Source organism: Paraburkholderia sp. A1BS-2L (genome assembly GCF_051125205.1).
In the GTDB taxonomy this organism is placed as follows: Bacteria; Pseudomonadota; Gammaproteobacteria; order Burkholderiales; family Burkholderiaceae; genus Paraburkholderia.
Genome location: NZ_CP120429.1, coordinates 1,849,067 through 1,864,683, shown reverse-complemented (window position 1 = coordinate 1,864,683; position 15,617 = coordinate 1,849,067). Strand labels below are relative to the sequence as shown.

General features: G+C 65.3%; 14 protein-coding genes and 1 pseudogene. 5 read left to right on the top strand and 10 right to left on the bottom strand.

From position 1 onward, the window contains the following. Positions 1 to 45: 45 nt before the first annotated feature. Complete coding sequence (phaP, locus tag P5W98_RS23335; protein WP_421025750.1) at positions 46 to 606, top strand: TIGR01841 family phasin; 561 nt, start codon at positions 46 to 48, stop codon at positions 604 to 606. Between the two features lie 130 nt (positions 607 to 736). Here phaP and P5W98_RS23330 read toward each other — a convergent pair whose 3' ends face one another. The 8 genes and pseudogenes from P5W98_RS23330 to P5W98_RS23295 all read right to left on the bottom strand — a co-directional run bounded on the left by P5W98_RS23330 (position 737) and on the right by P5W98_RS23295 (position 10,625). Then, the gene (locus tag P5W98_RS23330) at positions 737 to 892 is read right to left on the bottom strand and encodes a DUF3309 family protein (RefSeq protein ID WP_421025751.1); all 156 of its coding nucleotides are present in this window, start codon (positions 890 to 892) and stop codon (positions 737 to 739) included. 139 nt (positions 893 to 1,031) lie between these two features. Continuing rightward, on the bottom strand, positions 1,032 to 2,252 hold the full coding sequence (locus P5W98_RS23325) for an MFS transporter (protein WP_421025752.1): 1,221 nt from the start codon (positions 2,250 to 2,252) through the stop codon (positions 1,032 to 1,034). Positions 2,253 to 2,505: 253 nt separating this feature from the next. Continuing rightward, positions 2,506 to 3,531, bottom strand: coding sequence for an SDR family oxidoreductase (locus P5W98_RS23320; protein ID WP_421025753.1), 1,026 nt, complete (start codon positions 3,529 to 3,531; stop codon positions 2,506 to 2,508). A gap of 206 nt (positions 3,532 to 3,737) precedes the next feature. Then, the gene (locus tag P5W98_RS23315; protein ID WP_421025754.1) at positions 3,738 to 7,823 is read right to left on the bottom strand and encodes a CheR family methyltransferase; all 4,086 of its coding nucleotides are present in this window, start codon (positions 7,821 to 7,823) and stop codon (positions 3,738 to 3,740) included. A 188-nt stretch (positions 7,824 to 8,011) separates the two neighbouring features. Beyond that, positions 8,012 to 8,581, bottom strand: a complete 570-nt coding sequence (locus P5W98_RS23310) for a chemotaxis protein CheB (protein ID WP_421025755.1) — start codon at positions 8,579 to 8,581, stop codon at positions 8,012 to 8,014. A gap of 135 nt (positions 8,582 to 8,716) precedes the next feature. Further along, a complete protein-coding gene (locus P5W98_RS23305; protein WP_421025756.1) occupies positions 8,717 to 8,998 on the bottom strand; it encodes a hypothetical protein in 282 nt (93 codons plus the stop codon). After that, positions 8,982 to 9,428, bottom strand: a complete 447-nt coding sequence (locus tag P5W98_RS23300; RefSeq protein ID WP_421025757.1) for a DUF3564 family protein — start codon at positions 9,426 to 9,428, stop codon at positions 8,982 to 8,984. The genes P5W98_RS23305 and P5W98_RS23300 overlap by 17 nt, the downstream gene beginning before the upstream one ends. A 241-nt stretch (positions 9,429 to 9,669) precedes the next feature. Next, positions 9,670 to 10,625: pseudogene (locus tag P5W98_RS23295) on the bottom strand (hypothetical protein). A gap of 264 nt (positions 10,626 to 10,889) precedes the next feature. On the opposite strand from P5W98_RS23295, the gene P5W98_RS23290 reads away from it, so the two are divergent. The 4 genes from P5W98_RS23290 (at position 10,890) to P5W98_RS23275 (ending at position 14,361) form a co-directional block, all read left to right on the top strand. Continuing rightward, on the top strand, positions 10,890 to 11,252 hold the full coding sequence (locus P5W98_RS23290; RefSeq protein ID WP_421025758.1) for a hypothetical protein: 363 nt from the start codon (positions 10,890 to 10,892) through the stop codon (positions 11,250 to 11,252). A gap of 201 nt (positions 11,253 to 11,453) precedes the next feature. Further along, complete coding sequence (locus P5W98_RS23285; RefSeq protein WP_421025759.1) at positions 11,454 to 11,708, top strand: hypothetical protein; 255 nt, start codon at positions 11,454 to 11,456, stop codon at positions 11,706 to 11,708. Positions 11,709 to 11,784: 76 nt separating this feature from the next. Next, a complete protein-coding gene (locus P5W98_RS23280) occupies positions 11,785 to 13,833 on the top strand; it encodes a hybrid sensor histidine kinase/response regulator (protein WP_421025760.1) in 2,049 nt (682 codons plus the stop codon). A 102-nt stretch (positions 13,834 to 13,935) separates the two neighbouring features. Then, the gene (locus P5W98_RS23275; protein WP_421025761.1) at positions 13,936 to 14,361 is read left to right on the top strand and encodes a hypothetical protein; all 426 of its coding nucleotides are present in this window, start codon (positions 13,936 to 13,938) and stop codon (positions 14,359 to 14,361) included. A 30-nt stretch (positions 14,362 to 14,391) separates the two neighbouring features. On the opposite strand, the gene P5W98_RS23270 is transcribed toward P5W98_RS23275, so the two are convergent. Beyond that, the gene (locus tag P5W98_RS23270) at positions 14,392 to 15,084 is read right to left on the bottom strand and encodes a helix-turn-helix domain-containing protein (RefSeq protein WP_421025762.1); all 693 of its coding nucleotides are present in this window, start codon (positions 15,082 to 15,084) and stop codon (positions 14,392 to 14,394) included. A gap of 145 nt (positions 15,085 to 15,229) precedes the next feature. Continuing rightward, positions 15,230 to 15,451 carry a dodecin family protein gene (locus P5W98_RS23265; RefSeq protein WP_421025763.1) on the bottom strand — a complete coding sequence of 74 codons (222 nt, stop codon included), beginning with the start codon at positions 15,449 to 15,451 and terminating at the stop codon, positions 15,230 to 15,232. Positions 15,452 to 15,617 lie beyond the last annotated feature (166 nt).

Sequence of the window (15,617 nt, the reverse complement as noted above, 5' to 3'; positions counted from 1 at the left end):
TCACGTTCCTGCCCCCCGCATGCCTTCCCCGAAAGGAGTCTCATCATGCAAGTCCAGGAGTTGGTTTCCAACATGCAGCAATCCCGGGTCGAAATGTTCATCGAACTCGGCAACGCGTTCGCCGACGGCATCGACAAGCTAGTACACCTGAACATGCAGGCGACCCGCTCCCTGCTCTGCGCCACGCACGACTTCTCGCAGCAGGCGATGTCCACCAAGGAGCCGTCCGAATGGATGACGCTGCAGGACACTTTCGCCGCCCCTGCTGCGCGGCAGGTGCAGGACTATAACCGCCAGTGGCTCGATATTGCGGCCGCAACGCAAGGCATCTATGCGCGCTGCGCGCAGGCACAACTGGAGGAATACGGCGAGCGGACGCGAACATGGCTGCAATACTTCGCGCAAAGCGCTCCGCAGGGCTCAGGGCCCATCGTGGCAGCGCTCGATTCGGCCATCACCGCCGTCAACGGGCTCTACGGGTCGCTGCAGCAAACCGGACAGCAGGCGCTCGAGGCCGCACGCACTAACGTCGACATGGCCACAACCGCAGCGGCGAAGTCGGCCAGGCGCACGGCAGAGCTGACGGACCAGGCAACGAAGCGTTGACAACCTGCCCGGCGGCCTTGATCCGGTCTAGCCGCTTGTCCGCCGGCGATTTCCATCCTGTTGCCAGGGCGTGGTCCAGAAGGCGTCAGCCCGCCGGACACGCATGCCATGAAATGCGGTTCCGGTGAGGCTAGATCGTTCCCGTCAGCACGAGCACCAGCACAACGACGAGTACGATTCCCAACGTGCCGGATGGCGCATAGCCCCACGAGCGGCTATAAGGCCATGCAGGAAACGCGCCGACCAGCAACAGAATGACGAGTACCAGAAGCAAGGTGCTGAGCATAATGCCTCCGCGATCTATCGAATGATGACACCCCAATGCGAGCAACTCGGGTGCCCAATAATCGGGGACGCGTCGCACGCCTTGCTGCACGGCGCCGCTTCGTTTTCGCGGATCGTTATCCTTACCGTATAGCGCCGCATTATCGGGAACGGCGCTGACGCGCACCAACGGCAAGCGCAGCCAAAGCAAGCACGGCGGCGAAGGCCGCGAACGCCACATTGGCCCACAGCGGCCCGATGCGGAGGGCGAACAACGAAATGCAGACGACCGGCAACGCGTTGCCGCTGTAGCAGCACAACAACCATGCGGCCAGCAGCCCCGCGCGCTGGCTCGCGGGCGCGATCAGATTGGCTTGCTGCAGGCTGCCGCGAAAGCCAAGCGCCGTGGCTACGCCACACAGCGCGGTCGCGGCGACCAGCAGCGCGAGCGATGCGGCCGCCTGCGCCCACAGCAGCATGGCGAGGCTCGGCAGCAGCAGCCACAAACCGGCGGACATGGCGACATGCGCGGCGAATCGCGGCGCCAGCACGACGGTCAGCGCACCCGCGGCGAAGAGCTCGGCGATCACCAGCCCGCTCCACGCCGGGCTGCCCAGATGCAGGTCGCGCGCGAGCAGATTGGGCAGCAGCGCGGCGTAGAAGCCGAGCAGCGCGAAGGTGGCGAACGCGGTAACGGCCGGCGCGACGAACGCCCCCCACAATGCTCGCGGCACGGCGATCCGTGGCTTGAGCGCAGCCGGCGAAGCCCCTTGCAATGCGCGCTCATGCTTGCGCTGCACGGTTTCGCACGCGTGCGCCACCCAGGCCCCCATGCCGGCGAGCGCGAGCAGGTAGACCACGAACACCGTGTGAAGCGGCCAGGGAGCAAAGCGCGCGAGCAATCCCGATATCAGCACGCCTGCCGCGAGGCCCGCCAGATTGACCGCTGCGGCAAGCCGGCTCGCGCCGGCCTTGTCGGCGGAAGGATGCAGCTCGGCGATCCATGCCGTCGCGGTGGCCGCGCCCACGCCAATGCCGAGTCCGCTTGCTGCGCGCGCAACGAACAGCAGCACCGGATCCACGGCGCACAGGAACAGCACCGTGCTGAGCCCCGCCATCGCAAGGACGGCCAGGCTCACGCGACGGCGCCCGGCCTGGTCGGACACGCCGCCGAAGAACAGCAACGCGCCCAGGTTGCCGATCACGTAGGTCGCGTAGATGAGCGTGGCGGTCAGGTCGGCGAGACCGAACGCGCGCTGATAAAGCGGATAGAGCGGCGTGACGAGCGTGCTCCCCGCGTAGAGCACGCCCAGCAGCGCGGCCGCCACGACAAGCGAGGCGCGACGCTCCAGCGTCGCCCGATAGTGCAGGCGCATCAGCATCGGCCTCTCCCAGAATGCCCCGCCGTGCTGTTGCGCAAGGACTGTTCCGCTGCAACGCTCCGGTCGTGCCGTTCATGCACGGGCTTCATCAGGTATGCCAGGAAAAAACAGGCGTCGCGACGCAGTTCGTCGAGCCTTCCGCGAGCCGCTTCAAGCATTACGCGTAATCGCTACAAACCGCGCCCGATCCGAAATGCGGGTCCCGTTCGTTCAGGGGAGCCGACCGGGAGCCCTTGCGAGGGCCGCGCGCGCGTCACGACCGCAGCCTTCCATTGCGCCGCGCACCCCACAGAGCCATGCCGAAAAGACCGAGCAGGCCGAGCGCCACGCCGCCCTTGAAAGCCTGCGCGTGGCGCTCGGTAAAAAGCGGCGCGCCCGCGCTGCGCGCTTCGTCGTCGAAGCGGCCGTGCGCGCCGAAGTCGCCCGGCACCGGCGCGTAGAGATTATCGGGCGCATCGCTCGCGCGCGGCTCGTCGGTCAGTTGCCCGCGATAGCCTGCGCTCGCCAGATAGCGGTCGACCAGGCCGGGTGCCAGCAGATCCGCCGCAATCGCGCGCGCCGTGGACCAGCCGAGCCACAGCGTGCGCCGCCGGTGCTCGGCCGCAAAGCGGATCGCGCGCGCCGCGATTTCGGGCTGATAGACCGGCGCAACAGGCCGCGCGCGCTTGCCCGTGCGATTGGCTGCCCAGTCGAATTGCGGCGTGTTGATGGCGGGCAGATCGACGAGCGAGAGATGCACGTCGAGGCCGTCGTGCAGGATTTCGGAGCGCAGGGAGTCGGTGAAGCCGCGCACCGCGAACTTCGCGCCGCAGTAGGGGGCCTGCAGCGGCACCGAGCGCGACGCGAGCGCGGACCCCACGTTGACGATCGCGCCGCCACGGTGTCTGCGCATGCGCGAGAGCGCCGCCATGGTCCCGTAGACCTGGCCGAGATACGTGACCTGGGTGGCCCGCTCCACGTCGCGCGCGCTCAGCGCCGAGACCGGCGCAAATACCGTTGCCATCGCAACGTTCACCCAGACGCCGATCGCGCCAAGCTCGTTCTCCACGCGCGACGCCGCGGCCTCGACCGCCTGTGCATCGGCCACATCGGTCGGGATTGCGAGCACTCGCACACCGTAGCCGCGCAATTGCGCGGCGGCGCGCGCGAGGCGGTCGGGTTCGCGCGAGAGCATCGCCACGTCGTAGCCCGCACGCGCGAATTCGTCGGCGACGGCGCGGCCCACGCCGGCGCCGGCTCCCGTGACCACGACAATCCTGTTTTGCGTTCGCGTCGTCATGACATGGCACTCCTGCAGTGGGATGCAGGGTTTTCGCAATGCTCATGCCATGTCCGACCCGCCGCGCGCTTCCCGCGGCATCCCGTGCAAAACGGTTTGCAGCAAAGGCCATTCCCCGGCGACCGGGGGGACGCCCTCACGCCGTCATGCGGCCTGTGATTCGACGCAGGCCGCAAGACGATTCAGCGCCGGAGTCAGCCGCGCAGTCAGCCCCGCCGCAAGCGGGCCACGACCGCCAGCAGATCGTCGAGCAGCACGGGCTTTTTCAGGTGGGCGTTGAAGCCGGCATGCTCGGCCTGGCGGATTTCCTCCTCGTGGCCATAGCCGCTCAGCGCAATGCAGATCACCGATTTCATTGCCGGCTCCCGGCGCAGCTTTTCGATGAACTCGACGCCATCCATGCCCGGCATGCCCAGGTCGGACAGCACGACATCGGGCGCGCGCCCATCGAGCATCTCCAGCGCCTGCGCGCCGCTGGTGGCCGTTTGCACCGTCGCGCCCTCGCCTTCGAGCAGGAGCCTGAACGTTTCGACGGTGGTCGGATCGTCGTCCACCATCAGGATGCGCAACCCGTGCAGCGATTCGGCGGCCACGTCGCTGTCGGCCTGCGCCTGCTCCAGGGCCCGATGCGTGGGCAGCGTCACCGTAAAGGTCGTGCCGCGTCCGACGCCTTCCGACTCCGCACGCACCGCGCCGCCGTGCAGCGTCACGAGATCCCTCACCAGCGCGAGCCCAATGCCGAGGCCCGCGCGGCGCATGGTCGAGTCGCGGCTTTGCTGATACATCTCGAAGATGTGCGGCAACAGCGCGGGCTCGATCCCGCTGCCCGTATCGGCTACCTTCAACACGGCTTCCGCATGCTCGTTGACCTGCAGCGAAACGTTCACGGCGCCGCGCTTCGTAAACTTCAGCGCGTTGCTGATCAGGTTCCAGACGATCTGCTCCACTCGCGTGAGGTCGGCGTGAACGATCACGGGCGCCTCGCTCATCGTGACGTTGAGCGCAATGCTGCGCTCCTGCGCTTCCTCGCGCACGGCGTTGCACACCCGCTGCACGATCTCGCGCATGTCCACGGCCGTGCGCACCACCGAGAGCTTGCCGGTGCGCACGCGCGAGATGTCGAGCAGGTCGTCGATGATCTGCGCCTGGCCGATCACGGTGCGCCGGATCGTATCGGTGGCGCGCGAGAGATTGAGGTTGCGCCGCGTCTCGGGCGCGCGCGCGATCAGTTCCGCGCTGGCCGAAATCAGATTGAGCGGATGCTTGAGCTCGTGCGACACCACGGCGAGAAACTCGTCGCGGCGGCGCTGGGCATCGCGCTCGCCCGCCTCGCGCGCCGCTTCGATGCGTGCGCCGTGGGCCTTCGAGGTGGTCGAGCTGAATTCGCTCAGGTCGCGCGCGATCTTCGCGAAACCGCTGACGCCGGGCGCGTCCAGACGCGAAAGCACGCCGCTCGCAAAGAAGCGGCTGCCGTCCTTGCGCACGTGCCAGCGCTCCTCCTCGGTGCGGCCATTCAGGCGCGCCTCGGCGAATTCGCGCTGCGCGACGTTATTGGTGCGGTCCTCCTCGGTCGAGAGCAGATCGGCGGAGTGGCCGATCATCTCCGCCTCGGTGTAGCCGAAAATGCGCTCCGCGCCTGCGTTCCAGCTCGTGACGAGGCCATCGTCGTCGAACGTGATAATCGCGTAATCGCGCGTTCCCTCGGCCACGATGCGCATGCGCCGCTCGCCTTCGCGCAGCCGGTCCTCGGCCTGGCGGCGGTCCGTGATGTCGATGAACGAAAGCACCGCGCCGTCGATGCGGTCCTCGGTCGTGCGGTACGGCACGAAGCGCGCGAGATACCAGCGGCCGTCGTTGCTTTTCAGCTCCCGCTCGATGAGGCGCAGCGAGTCGAACGCCTCGGCTGCGTCGTCGGCGAGCTTGTCGTATTCGAGCCGATGCGTGATGTCGAGCAGCGAGCGTCCGATATCGGACGGAATGATGCTGAATACATCGGTGGCGCGCGGCGTATAGCGCTTGATGCAAATATTGCGGTCTACGAAGATCGTGCCGATATCGTTGGCAGCGATCAGGTTCTGCAAGTCGTCGTTGATCTTGCCGGTTTCCTCGACCTTCGACTTGAGCTCCGCGTTAACGGTGGTCAGCTCCTCGTTGATCGATTGCAGCTCTTCCTTGCTGGTTTCGAGCTCCTCGGTGGCCGAGCGCAGTTCCTCGTTGATCGCCTGAAGCTCCTCGTTCGACGCCTTCAATTCCTCGGTCGAGGTTTCCGACTGCTCGATGGTCGATTGCAGCTGCTCCTTGGTGCGCTGCAGCTCGCGCTCGAGCTGGCTGATGATCGGGTCCTTCTGGGAGTCGCCCGGCGCGGATTCCGACCCGCTCATGCTGTCTTCCACTTCGTCGAACAGCACGAGCACGAAGTCGGCGTTGGCTTCGGGATCGTGCACGGGACGCGTCGTCATGTTGACGATATACGAACGGCCGTCGCGGTCGATGCGCACGCGCCGCGCCTCCACGCTGCGGTTCGTGTGCAAGGCCTGGTAGATTGCCGTGCGCAGCTCCACGCGCAGCTCGGGACGCACCGCGGCGATGAGGTTATGCGAGGGCTCGCCGCCGGAATACTGCAGGAAGCGCCCGGCGCGATCGGACAGATGCACGATTTCCGACTCGCGGCTCACCAGCACGCTGGGCGGCGCGTGCTGTTCGACGAGGCGCTGATGCAGATCGCCGAACGAGAAGCGCCGGCGGCCGGGCGGCTGCACCGTCATCACGACGGGCCGCGCATTGAGCGGCCCGGAAAGCGAGACCGGAACCGGCGTGTCGCCGCGCACCGCCATGTTCGCGCGGTAGATGCGGTTGCGCTTGTCCACGACGCTGAACATCGAGCTGACGCTATCCGCGGACTCGGAGCTGCCGAGAAAAAGAATGCCGCCCGGACGCAGAGCGAAATGAAACATCTTGAGAACCTCGACCTGCGCTTCGCGGTCGAGATAGATCAGCAGGTTGCGGCAGCAGATCAGGTCGAGGCGCGAGAACGGCGGGTCGCTCAGCACGTTGTGATGCGCGAACAGCATGTGCTCGCGCAATTCCTTCTTGATGCGATAGTGCGTGCCGTCTTTCGAAAAGAACTGGCGCAACCGGCCAGGGGTGAGATCGTTCACGATGGCATCGGGATAGAGGCCGGTGCGCGCGAGGGTGATCGCCCGCTCGTCGATGTCGGTGGCGAAAATCTGGAAGGAGGCGCCCTCGGGCACCTTGGCCGCGCGCTCCTGCAGCAGCATCGCCAGCGAATAAGCCTCTTCGCCGGTCGCGCAGCCGACTGACCACACCCGAATGCGGTCCTCCTCGCTGCGCCCTTCGAAGATCGCCGGCAGCACATCGCGCTCGAGCACATCGAACGCTTCCTTGTCGCGGAAGAAGTTCGTCACGCTGATCAGCATGTCCTGCAGCAGCGCCTGGGTTTCTTCCGGATGCAGGTGGAGGTAGTCGCGGTACGACTGAAGGTCGGTGATGCCGTTCACCTGCATGCGGCGCTCGATCCGGCGCATGATGGTCGCGCGCTTGTAATGCCGGAAATCGTGCGCCGTGCGCGTGCGCAGGATCACCATGATCTCGCGCAACGCACGCTCGGCGGTTTCGTTGGCGAGATCCTCGCCGCGCTCGTCGGGTTCGAGATTCGGCAGGTGAATCTCTTTCGCGGTCAGCCACAGGTCCATCAGCCGTTGCGGCATCTCCGCCGCGGTGAGCACGAAATCCACCATGCCGGTGGCAATCGCACTGCGCGGCATGCTGTCGTATTCCGCTTCGGCGGGGTCCTGCGCGAACGTGATGCCGCCCATCTCCTTGATTCGCGCAAGGCCCGCCGCCCCGTCCGAGCCCGCGCCGGACAGCACGATGCCGATCGCGCGCTCGCGGTGCGCCTCCGCCAGCGTGCGGAAGAACACGTCGATGGCGGCCCTGCGCCCCTGGTCCGGCCTGGTCGGCTCGACCCGCAAATAATCGTCGACCATCGTGAGCTCGAACGACGGCGCAATCACGTAAACATGATCGGGCTCGATGGACGTGGGCTGGGTCACCGCCAGCACGGGCATGGCGGTCGCCTTCTGCAACAGCTCCGGCAGATCGCTGACATGGTCGCGCGCCAGGTGGACCACGACCACGAATACCATCGAGGAATGGGCAGGCAAGGCTTCGAAAAACTCCAGAAGCGCATTCAACCCGCCAGCCGATGCACCGATACCAACGACCGGATGCCTCGCCTGCCCAGGTAGATTGGGCCCGCGCTTTTTCGCCATAGCTGGCTCGTCCTTTGAAAGATAACGTGCCTGCCGCTGCACGGGCGCAGGCACCATAGACCGCCATTATCCCTCCAGCCATGGCCGATGAGACAGCGAAAGTACTTCCGGTTGATTGCGGGTTGCGGGTTGCGGGTTGATTGCGCCCGCGCGGCGCGCCCTGGGCGAGCTGCGGGCCCGCGGGCACATCACACCACGCGCATCCCGCGCGTAAGCGCCACGAGCCTGCCCGCGAGCTGCGCGACCGGCAGGACGTAGTCCGCATAAGGCTCCGCGCGCATGGGCATTTCGCAGGCGAACGCTTCGGCCGGGTCCTGGACGATCGTGACCCCGCCACAAGCGTGAACGGCGGCCAGACCCGCCACGCCGTCCCTCAGGAAACCCGTCAGGATCACGCCGACCACCCGCCCGCCCATCTCCGCAGCCGCGCTCTCGAAAAGCGGGTCGATGGCGGGACGCGCGAAGTTGCGCTTGGGGCCTGCGTCGAGCCGCACATGCCCGTCTTCCACCAGCATGTGCCGGTCGGGCGGCGCCACATAGATTCTGCCGTGCACGAAGGTTTCGCCGTCGCTTGCATGCACGGCGCGCAACGGGCCGGCACCTTCGAGCAGCGAGGGCAAGATGCTTCCGTGCGCGCCCACGTGCTGCACGATCGCGATGGCGGCGCACAGGTCGGCTGGAAGCTGCGATACCAGAGTGCGCAGAACGTCGACGCCGCCCGTCGACGCACCAATCGCTATGAAGTCACGGCAAGTCAAGTTCGCTCCATGAGGGCAAGCGTATTAGTGCGCATTTGCCGTGCCCGATGGAGATTTTTCTTCGTCTTTGCGCCGTGGCGCTTTGCCCCCTGCTTCGCCTTTCTTCGTCCCTTCTTTGCCCCCTCTTTGCGCAGCTCAGAAGTGCGCCAGCGCCGTATAGATCGCCACGAGACCAGCAAACATCACGACGGACGGCATCAGCCCGGAAATCATGCTCTGCCGCGTGCGGCAGACCGCATCCCACAGGCTCAAGGCACCGCCGCCAAGCCCGAGCACGCCCACGAGAAGACCCCCGAAGCGATACTGCGCCCACGCGCCCGGGGCCACGCAGAAGTACCAGGCCAGCGCGCCGAAGGCCGCCGCCAGCAGCACGATCGAGCCTGTCAACAATCGCAGATCGCTACCCGGAAGGTTCATCGTCGTTCCCCAGCTTCCCGGCGGGCCCGGTCCGCGCGCCGCTCAGTGGCCGCCACGCGCGCAGCGCCTGATGGCCAGCAAACAGCGAATCCTCTGCATTGATCGGCCCGCGCTCCACGGCCTGCAAACGCCAGCAGCCCAGCATCTTCGTCTGCGCCGGGTCGGATGGCCACGTTGCCCGCCCCTGCGCGGCGCTGATCTCCTGCCTGCGCGTCACGTTGAGCCCCCGAATCTCGCACAGGGGCCGTTCACCCTCGGGAGCGCAGAGCGCCAGCTCGCCATCGATTTCCCGAATCTCGCCCCACGCCGGCAGCTTCACGCCTTCGTGCGATTCACGCGACCAGCGCTTTTGCTCCATGTCGAGCCATAGCACGGCAAAGTCGTGATTGATGGTCGGGTCCGAACCGTTGATCAGAATAGTCAGCCGCATGAACGACTCCTGCGAACGCATTGGGAAAGGAACGGGAGAAAAGCGGGAAAAGTAGTGCGAAAAAAGCGTGAAAAAACGCGAAAAAGGGGGATCGCCGCAAGCCCCTCGGGGCGGTGCTGAGCCTGCAAAATGGTTCTTCGCGCCGCCCTCGGCAAAGCAATTCAGTATATGAGGACGCTTCGATCCACGGCATGTCCGTAACGGATGCATACCGGACACCCTTCGGCGCCGGTTTCATCCGTTACTGCCCCGTCTGTTGGCGCTGGTATTCCGCCTGTTTCATCTGCATATACTGCGATCGATCGATTTCGTGAAGCTGCCGCGGATATTGCTCGCTGGCGCTGAACCAGCGGCTCAGGCGTTGCATGAGCCGCGCGCCGGACGCGCCTGGCGGCTCGCCGAGCCAGGCGTCGATGGCCAGGTAGTAACGCATCGTGTTGCGCTCCACGAGCCCGCGCACTCCGTCGACGTACTCGGGTTGTGCCGCGGAGGGCGCCGCGATGTTGGTGAAACCGACCTTGCCGCTGCCGAAAGTCGCCAGATAGCCTTTCATGGCAAGGCGCCCGAGTGTGCCGTAGCTATATGCGTAGGTCAGGTGGAGGAAGGTGCGATCGCTGCCGAGCGAGACCGCTTCCAGAACGATCTGATAATCCCGGGTGTTCAGGGGTCCGCTGTCGGCGTGGAGTCCTACGCGGAAGTATCCCGGGCCCATGACGGCCGCGTCGTAGCCGAATTGCAGACGATAAGTGGAGGCCAGCTCTTCGGCGGCTTCCTTCTGGCTGACGTTGACGGTCAGCATGTTGCCGCTGCCATCGGCGGAGACGCGGCAGTATTTGATTTGGGATGCAGGATCAACACGTCGCACCAGTTCGCCGGGCTTTTCGCCGGATCGTTCAGGGCCTCGTCGACGGTCGCGAACGGGTAGTCCATTACGGCGTAGATTTCTCCGGTGACCGTGGAGGGCGATTCCCGGGAGTCGAGATACAGCCTGCGATGAAACGCGTTATGGTCGAGTTGGGGTTTCAGGCTCTGGTAGGTGGCGCGCAAGCGGGCAGCATCTTCGGTTGCCGGGGCCAACGGCCCTGCGCATGCGAGGCGGCATGCCGCGAGAACGATCAATGCGCATATCGTCCTCCAACCATCGACAAATCCTCCATGGCGATTCGCTGCCTTGCCGGGCTTCAGTTCGGTTGCCATTGCGGTTCCCCCCGTTGGTCAACGTCGCTTGATGTCTATCGGTTTGCGTGCCCGCTGCTCGAGATGACCTCGCGCGCAGTCGCCAGCTTCGGCCAAGAACGCCTCGCCCTCTTGAAGATGGCACGCTTGCCCGCGTTCCTGCGCAGGTCCGAAATGGCCACGTTACGGACACGCAGCCAGTGTGTACTTTTTTCAGCGAAGGGACGACGATAAGTACTTCAACGCACCTATAAAAATAGCCTGCTTTGCATGACCGAGACAAACATGCCGAACCCACCGCTGCTGCAGTTCACGGCGGGCGGACGCCAGGCGGCGCATCGGCATTCGCCTGAAAAAAATAGTCGTTTGGGGAAAGCCATGCATTCGCACGATGAAACGATGCTCGAACTGGTGCACATCCGCACCATGGTGCTGCGTCTGGAGCAGCTCATTCAGCATGAGAATATCGGCCGGCACACAACGGCCGTGACATCGCCAGACTATTGGCGCGGCCGCGTGAATGCCATCGCTTGCGGTGCGCCGCAATTGCAGCCGCAGACCGGCGCGCTGCTCGAACGGCTCGACGCGATCGATGCCGCACTCGCGAACCGCTGCGCAGGCAAGCATCAAGCGGGCTTGCAACCATAAAGGGTTCACAAAGACGCATCGGCCGCAAGGGCGGGAACGTCAATATCGACAGCGGCGCGAGCAGCGCATTCGCCCGTAACGCGTGATATACGAACATCGGCATGGACTGCCATTCGGCATTCCCTGGCCTATGCTTCAATAGGGTTTTTTCCGGCTGAAGACTCGCAGGAAGGGGACATCAACGTGCTCATGCAAAGGCTTATGATCCGCGCCACTCAAGGCAGGCTCCAGGTGATTCCGGTCTGGCAATGCCTCTCCAGGCATGGCGCAAGAGTTTGCCGCTGGAGTGTGCGCGTCGAGCGCAACACGGGTGTGGAATCGATGACTGTCGACATTGCCATTGCCGGGCCACAATGCACGGCCAATATCATCGCAACGCTGGGCGAGGCGCCGTTGAATCTGTCGGTGACCCCGCTTCCTTCCGCGGTGGTCCCCGATCCCCGGGCTCTGGCTTGAAGCTGCGTTCGCAGCAACCGGTTCATTCCTGTTATCCGCCTCGCGATCCGCAGGCGCTAAACGACGATGAACGACAATGAACGATGCTCAGGAGACGAATGCCCGTGTCGCGGCATACCTTTGCGCGCGCCGGCGGCAACTGACACGGCACTGGCTGCGCGACGTACGCAAACGGATCCGCCTCAAGCCGGTCAGCCATGAAGCGGTCACCGGCCTGATCGATCAGTTGCCGGCGCTGTTCGACGAGCTGTGCGCGATGCTGGAGCAAAGCGGATCCCCGCGGGCGAGCGCGCTGCGCGCGGCAAACGACGCCCGTCGGCATGCACAGGAACGCTGGCAACAGGGGTTCGCGCTCGATGAGCTGTACGCCGAGCTCGACGTGTTGCAGCGATGCGTTCAGGCGAGCGTCCGGAAATATTTCCTCAGCGCCCCTTCGCGCCAGCATCAACCGGCCACGCACGCAACGATCGAGGCCTTTTTCAGCGACGCGATCCGCACGGGCATCACACAGTTTCAGTCCCAGGCGGATCGCCGTGTCAACGAGGCAATCGGCGAGCGTGACCGCGCCCTGGCCGGGCAGCACCGCAGCGAGGAACGACTGCGCATCGCGACCGAAGCCGCCGGCCTCGGCATCTTCGAATGGGACCCCGAGACGGATAGCGCCGTCTGGGAGAACGAGCGGATGTACGAGATCACCGGCCAGCCCCCGGAATGCGGGCCGCTCAGCGCCCGCCAGTTCACCGGGCTCCTTGCCAGACCGGAGGATTCGGCACGGCTGGACGAGGCGCTGGATGCGGCATTCGCCGGCCATCACGAGATGCACGCCACGTTTGAAATCCGCCGGCTGAAGACGCAGGAGCGCCGCCATGTGGAAATCTGCGCCCGCTGCCTGCTCGATGCGACGGGGACGCGGCAAGTCGTGGCCGGAACCCTGGCCGACATCACCGACCGTGTGCAGGCGGAAGACAAGCTCAAACAGGCGGACCGCCGCAAGGACGTGTTTCTCGCGACGCTGGCGCACGAGTTGCGCAATCCGCTCGCCCCCATCCTGAACGCGGCGAGCTTTCTCCGGCGCCGCGATATTTCGGCGCCGCAGCTGCGGTGGCTGCAGGGCGTCGTCGAGCGACAGGCAAAACACCTTGCCAGCCTGATCGACGATTTGCTCGATCTTTCGCGCATTTCGGCGGGAAAGATCCGCTTGCGCCGCGAAGTGTTCGACATCAGGATCGCCATCGAGCGCGCGATCGAAATCAACGCCCCGGCAGCGGCCCGGCACGGCCATCGGCTGGAGGTCGACGGCATTGCGCACGGCCACCCGGTGTTCGTGCGCGGCAATCCCACGCGCCTCACGCAGGTGCTGGCAAATCTGCTCGACAACGCCACGAAATACACGGCCGACGGCGGCCATATCCGGCTGAGCCTCGACGAGACGGACAAAGAAGTGCACGTGTGCGTGGAGGACAACGGCATCGGGATGGAGCCGCACAGCATCGCTTCGATGTTCGAATTGTTCGAGCAGGCCGCCGAAGACAGCACGAAGGGAAAATCCGGGCTGGGCATTGGCCTGTCGGTAGCCCGGTCGCTGGTGACGATGCATGGCGGCACCATCCACGCAACCAGCGAAGGCCGCGGCCAGGGCAGCCGCTTCGTGATCACGCTGCCGGTCTGCCACGCGCCCGCCCGCATCGCGGTGCCAGCGCCGCCTGCCGGCAACGGGTCCGCCGCGCGCCGCCTTCGCGTCCTGATCGTGGACGACAACGACGACGCATCGAGCTCCCTGGCCGCCGTGCTGGAACATCACGACGTGCATACCGCAAGCTGCGGCGAACAGGCCCTGGCGATGGCGGACAGGCTCAGGCCGCAGGTCATCATCCTCGACCTCGGCCTGCCGGACGTGAGCGGTTACGAAGTGGCCGAGCGGATTTCAGGCCGCAAGGCGGGCGTCAACGGGAACCGCCGCCCCGTGCTCGTGGCGCTGACGGGATACGGCCTCCCCGACGATGTCGAGCGCTCGCGGCAGGCGGGTTTCGATCATCACATCGTCAAGCCGGCGCGTCCGGAGGAAATCGCCATGCTGCTGGAGGAGATTGGCAGAGCCGTGCCCCAGGCGGCGCCGGAACAGTAAGCATCCCCCTTCCGCATGGGCACATCGCATGCGCGCGATGAGCCGTGACGGCGTGGCCTCGCGCCCTTCCGTCTCCCCGCCGCCGCATTGACTCAGAGGCCGATGATGATGGAAACCGCTCATTCTCCATACTCTCGGCACGCCCTGCGCATTCAAAGCGCCACCGCGTGGACCGCGCTCTTCGCCGTGCCGCTCATCTGGATGGTGCACCTCGTCGTGTGCCTGGAGCTTTTGTCGACGGCATGCGCAGGCGGCGTCACCCAGAGCGGCGAACTTCCGTGGGACGAAGTCGAGCACTTCATCGACTTCGTTTCCGCGGTGGCGTTCGCCGTGTGCCTGGCGCTCGCGATTGCCACGGGACGCGCCTGGCGGCGTCTCGCCTCGCAGGCGAACAGCAAGTCCCAGTCCGCGTGCTTTGTTGCGTGGTGCAGCGCGACCGCAGCCGTCGTCTTCACGGGCGCGCTGGCATTCACCGCCTGTGTACTGATCGCCGCGCCTTTCGACAGTCTCTGTGCGCCGTTCCAATAAACGCCGTGCCCCCTGGTTCGACGGCGGCCATCAGACGCTGCTTTTCTCCGCTGTGTCGGGCGCCACCGTTGACGCGCGGATGCGCATGATGGTTTGACGAGAGGTTCCCAAACGACGCGCGATCTCGCTTATCGACGTGCCTTTCGCGAGCAAGTCCATAACCTCCTCCCGGTCTTGCGGCGAAAGCGAGCCGGGGCGGCCCGTGGAGCGTCCGCTCTCTTGCGCGAGCTTCAGGCTCGTGCTGCTGCGCTCGCTGCGGGTTCGCGCTTCCAGCCGAACGACCGCCTCGAGCATCTTGATCGCGTGAGATTCCGGATGGCCAGCCAGATCCAGCTTGCCGAACTCGATGCAGCGCACGGCAATCTTTTCCTTGTGGCATTTTTGCAGCGTCGCAAGCACGTCTCTGGCGCCGCTTCCCAGACACGCCAGGTCCAGCACGACCAGTTCGTCGCCGGGCACCGCGCGCCGCAACAAGCCGTTGAGCACCGTGCGCTGCTCCGTGCCGACGAACGGACCCACGTGCTCGACCGCTACACGGCTGAGCGCGACGGTGTAGCCGGCCTTGTCGAGGCGGATCAGTTCCTGCTCGGGGAAATGGCGGTCGCTCGGGCCGTTGATGTAGAAGTAAGTTTGCGGCAATTGACTCTCCGATACGGCGCTCGCGGCAAGGCGCGGGCCCTGCCGCAAGCGGGCCTCGACCGCCAGCCGGTTGTCGAGCAGCACGGGCTTTTTCATGTGGACGTCAGGCCGGTATTCTCGGCCTGCTGGATTTCCGCTTCGTGACTCGACAGCCGGCGCATGCATGCGCATTGCGCATTTATCGTACCCGCCCCTCACCGTGAGCTGGAGGGGCACCCGCGCGATCTTCTCAGTGCTCGTATTTGAACGACACGGACACCCGGGTCCGATATTCCACGACCTTGCCGTTGTCGATTTTGAGGTCGAGCTTACATACCTCGGCAATTCGCAAGTGACGCAGCGAATCGGCTGCGGCTTCCACCGCATTCTTTGCAGCCTCCTCCCACGAATTCGGACTCGTTCCGATGATTTCCGTGACTCTGTAGACACTGGGATCCGTGCTGGTGGTCATGAACTTTCTCCGTGTTGAAATGGGCGACGGTCCAGGTAGCGCATCGCGTGTGCCTCGCGAAAGCGTCAGCTCGAGCCGCGCCGGCTTGCACGCGCTGCTGCAGGGCTCCAGGTGCCGCGGGAATGACGGTTGCACGAGAAAGCCGGCTCATGCCGGCGAACCCGTG

Excerpts from the sequence above, each read along its gene's own strand:
- P5W98_RS23285 (WP_421025759.1), top strand. The coding sequence starts at position 11,454 with ATGATCCGCGCCACTCAAGGCAGGCTCCAGGTGATTCCGGTCTGGCAA.
- P5W98_RS23315 (WP_421025754.1), bottom strand. The coding sequence starts at position 7,823 with ATGGCGAAAAAGCGCGGGCCCAATCTACCTGGGCAGGCGAGGCATCCG.
- P5W98_RS23265 (WP_421025763.1), bottom strand. The coding sequence starts at position 15,451 with ATGACCACCAGCACGGATCCCAGTGTCTACAGAGTCACGGAAATCATC.
- P5W98_RS23300 (WP_421025757.1), bottom strand. The coding sequence starts at position 9,428 with ATGCGGCTGACTATTCTGATCAACGGTTCGGACCCGACCATCAATCAC.
- P5W98_RS23275 (WP_421025761.1), top strand. The coding sequence starts at position 13,936 with ATGATGATGGAAACCGCTCATTCTCCATACTCTCGGCACGCCCTGCGC.
- P5W98_RS23290 (WP_421025758.1), top strand. The coding sequence starts at position 10,890 with ATGCCGAACCCACCGCTGCTGCAGTTCACGGCGGGCGGACGCCAGGCG.
- phaP (WP_421025750.1), top strand. The coding sequence starts at position 46 with ATGCAAGTCCAGGAGTTGGTTTCCAACATGCAGCAATCCCGGGTCGAA.
- P5W98_RS23280 (WP_421025760.1), top strand. The coding sequence starts at position 11,785 with ATGAACGATGCTCAGGAGACGAATGCCCGTGTCGCGGCATACCTTTGC.
- P5W98_RS23320 (WP_421025753.1), bottom strand. The coding sequence starts at position 3,531 with ATGACGACGCGAACGCAAAACAGGATTGTCGTGGTCACGGGAGCCGGC.
- P5W98_RS23305 (WP_421025756.1), bottom strand. The coding sequence starts at position 8,998 with ATGAACCTTCCGGGTAGCGATCTGCGATTGTTGACAGGCTCGATCGTG.
- P5W98_RS23325 (WP_421025752.1), bottom strand. The coding sequence starts at position 2,252 with ATGCTGATGCGCCTGCACTATCGGGCGACGCTGGAGCGTCGCGCCTCG.
- P5W98_RS23330 (WP_421025751.1), bottom strand. The coding sequence starts at position 892 with ATGCTCAGCACCTTGCTTCTGGTACTCGTCATTCTGTTGCTGGTCGGC.